A 3,548-nucleotide genomic window follows, 5' to 3' on the forward strand; every position below is an offset into this window, starting at 1 on the left:
GAGGGTTGGCCGCTATTCGCAAATATGTGAAGCTTCAGATATCCGCGATTACCCACACCGGCAGATTAGGCGAAGCGCCATGTAGACGACGGCGCCCCTGCCGTGTTCAGGCGGGATCGCGCGAGATGAGTTGTGTGGCAATGGTTCGCATAATGTCCTGAACTTTTCCTACCGACCATGGTGGCCGGCAAGGAGAAGATAATGGCGCAGTCTGAACTGGCGCGCGGCAAGGAGGGCTCCGCGACGCCTGTGCTGTCAATTACGAGCGCAGCCGAATTCCTCAGCGAGTTTGACGCGTATCTGGGCACCGCCAAGGGCCTGGCGGAGGGCACCCGCCGGAAGTATTGCCGGTTTGTCCAAGGCTTCCTGGATGGGTGGTGTGGCGACAGTCCACCGAGTTGGCAAGACCTGTCAATCGAAGATCTCCGCGCATATCTGCGTCACGAACTCTCGAGCAAGAGGCGCCGACCATCGAACTCGCCGATCGTCGCGCTGCGCGCGATGCTGCGTTTTCTCGCCGTCAGGGGACTGGTGCCGCCCGGACTCGAGGAAACGCTGCCACGAATCCGGCGATGGCGTCACGCGACGCTTCCAGCGAGCCTGTCGAGCGACGATGTGGATCGGCTCATCAAATGCGTGGCCGACGCTGCTACGTTTCAGCCGCTGCGGAACACGGCAATCATGCTGCTGCTCGCGAGGACCGGGATGCGGGCCGCTGAAGTCGTGCACCTCAGTCTGGATGACGTGGACTGGGCCGGCGGCATCATTCATATCCGAGGGGCCAAGTCTCGTCGTGACCGAGACCTGCCGCTCTTCCACGACGTCGGACGCGCCTTGCTCGCGTACATCAAACGGGAGCGTCCTTCATCGTCGTACAGGACGATCTTCCTGCAAGCGGTAACGCCAGCGCGACCACTCACAGACTCGAGCGCAATTTCCAAGATCGTCCGGCGCGCCTTGAATCGTGCAGATCTCGCTTCCGCACGCGGTGCGGCACATCTCTTACGCCATGCCGCGGCAACAAACATGCTGACCCGCGGCACGAGCTTCAAGAACATCGCCGACGTGTTGGGCCATCAGTCCCTGCAGTCCACCGCCACCTATGCGAAGCTCGACTTGCCTTCGCTGTCGCGCATCGCCATGCCGTGGCCGGGAGACAGATCATGAACGGTGAGGAACTTCAGGATCTGCTGAACCGCTACTTCGAACACCGCGAATTGCTGGGTTACCGGTATACCCATGGCGGAATCCTCGCACATTTCGTTCAAGACTATGCCATCGAGCATCCGGGCGAATCGATCAAGGCCAATGATGTACTCGAATGGGTCACGCGGGTTCACCGTGCGCCTCCAACCCAGTCCGCTATCCTCAGTGCCCTGCGTGGATTTCTGCGCTTCGTAAAGGCTGTCGATCCGGCAACCTCAGTTCCCGACAACCATCTGCTGCCATCCCCACGTCGCAATCCCCCGTACATCCTGAGCGCAGAACAACTGCAATCAATCCTGCACGCAGCAACGACTGCGCGACCGCGGGGCGGCCTGCGCGCCGACGCCTACGTCGCGGTACTGGGGCTGCTTGCCAGCTCTGGGCTACGCATCAGCGAAGCATTACACCTCAAGGAAACCGACGTGCACCTGCGGGATGAGCCGCCCCATGTCGTCGTTCGTGAAACGAAATTCAAGAACTATGCCGCATTCCTGGCAATGCCGATCAGGCTGAGATTGGATCACGATGATGCTGGCAAAGAGCCAGCAGGACGTCATTCTGAGGTCGCCTGGATCGGCATAGTTTCAATGGCTTCAGACCCTTGAGAAACCGTTCCGCCCAAGGTCCCTCTGGCATCGAGCGAGTGCGACCCGCGTTTTCGGGTACAACTTCTCCATGACCTGCTGCGCCTCTCGTAAAAGCGAGCCTGACATCCATCAGACTATGCCGATCATTTTTCGTTGATTCCCTTTGAATTGGCCGTCGCCCCGTTCAAATCGAACATAGTTAACGATGCGGCATAGCGGTGACTACGCCGCTAGCGGCGTAGCAAGAAGTCACGCATCGTGCCTTTGCACCCGACGACCGCAGTCCATCTGAAGGAGTACGCCGACCGGCGCGAGCATAAGTGTCATGCAAGGCAGTCGACGATGTTCTTCGTCACAGATTTCGGACACCCCCTCGATCAGAACTCCCTTTGGCGGTGGTTTTCGTGTGCAACGGCGAAACTCGGATTGCATTTGCCGGATGGACGACGGCCGACCTTACATTCGCTTCGTCACTCATTCGCCGTTCATCGCCTAACGCAATGGTATGAAGACGGGGCGTCGGCAGCAGAACTGGCCCCGACTCTCTCCGTCTATCTCGGTCACGCCAGCCCCAGAGAGAGCTACTGGTACGTCTCGTCGACTCCTGGGCTACTGGGCAGTGCATTGAGCCGTTTCGCCGCATTCGCAGGTATGGGAGATCAATCATGAAGCATACCGATGCCCTTGTTGGGCCACTGCTCCAGGAATTCTTCGTCAAGCATCTGATGACGCACCGAAATGTCAGTCCCCAAACGCTCTGGAGTTACCGCGATGCGTTTCGCCTCCTGCTTCGATTCGTTGACGCGAAGATGCATATCGAACCGGTGGCACTCAATCTCGTTCACCTCAGTCCGTCAGTTATTCTGGCCTTCCTCGACAGTCTTGAAATGGAGCGCAACAATACAGTGCGATCTCGCAACGCCAGATTGGCGGCCGTTCGCTCGTTCTTTCGCTGGGTCGCCATATCCAGGCCCGATTTTGCCGGCCTGGCCACGTCCGTCCAGGCGATCCCGACCAAACGTGCCGATCGTCGTCTGATCTGCGCGTTGTCGCGGCCTGAAATTCAAGCGATTCTTGGCGCTCCTGACCTCTCGACGCCGTGCGGACGACGTGATCATGCGATGCTGCTGACGATGTATAACACCGGCGCACGAGTTTCAGAGATTACGACAATGGTGTGCAGCCAGGTGGAACTCGGCAGTCGCAGCAGCTTCGTGCATCTCCATGGCAAAGGGCGGAAGGAGCGATGTGTACCACTCTGGGCCAGGACGGCTGATGCGATCAGGAAATGGATGCGCGAGCAGGATGCGGTGCCGACGTCGCTGTTGTTCACCAACTACCGCGGCGAGAAGCTGACCCGCAATGGCGTCGACTGCATCCTGAAGAAGGCGATCGCCGGCGCAGTGCATACCTGTCCGAGTCTGTCGAAAAAGCACATCTCGCCTCACGTCATAAGGCACGCGACGGCGACGCATCTGTTGCAGGCTGGCGTCGACATCAGTGTCATCGCATTGTGGCTGGGCCATGAAAGTATCGACACGACGCACATCTACATGGAGTCTAACCTTGCGCACAAGGAAGAAGCGCTAGGTCGCCTGCAGCCTGCCGGGCGGCGTACGCCGCGTTTTCACGCAACCGACAAGGTCATGGCGTTCCTCGAAACCCTCTGATTATGCGCACCGCAACGGCCGGGGTTTCGTGCTCCAGACGGCTCCCTGGCCGTCGCTTCGCCTAATCTGCCGGTGTGGGTAATCG

At 59.2% G+C, this 3,548-nt stretch carries 3 protein-coding genes and 1 pseudogene; all 4 read left to right on the forward strand.

What is annotated here, in order from left to right:
- The first annotated feature begins 201 nt into the window (after nucleotides 1-201).
- The gene (locus tag ACGLHR_RS51015) at nucleotides 202-1,167 is read left to right on the forward strand and encodes a tyrosine-type recombinase/integrase (protein WP_400103659.1); all 966 of its coding nucleotides are present in this window, start codon (nucleotides 202-204) and stop codon (nucleotides 1,165-1,167) included.
- Nucleotides 1,164-1,811: a hypothetical protein gene (locus ACGLHR_RS51020; protein ID WP_400103661.1), complete on the forward strand. Its 648-nt coding sequence runs from the start codon at nucleotides 1,164-1,166 to the stop codon at nucleotides 1,809-1,811. The genes ACGLHR_RS51015 and ACGLHR_RS51020 overlap by 4 nt, the downstream gene beginning before the upstream one ends.
- 234 nt (nucleotides 1,812-2,045) lie before the next feature.
- Nucleotides 2,046-2,462 (forward strand): annotated as a pseudogene (locus ACGLHR_RS51025) (tyrosine-type recombinase/integrase); the annotation flags it as partial.
- A complete protein-coding gene (locus tag ACGLHR_RS51030; protein ID WP_400103663.1) occupies nucleotides 2,459-3,463 on the forward strand; it encodes a tyrosine-type recombinase/integrase in 1,005 nt (334 codons plus the stop codon). The pseudogene ACGLHR_RS51025 and the gene ACGLHR_RS51030, both read left to right, overlap by 4 nt.
- Nucleotides 3,464-3,548 lie beyond the last annotated feature (85 nt).

Source organism: Cupriavidus sp. CuC1, from assembly GCF_044627735.1.
In the GTDB taxonomy this organism is placed as follows: domain Bacteria; phylum Pseudomonadota; class Gammaproteobacteria; order Burkholderiales; family Burkholderiaceae; genus Cupriavidus; species Cupriavidus ulmosensis.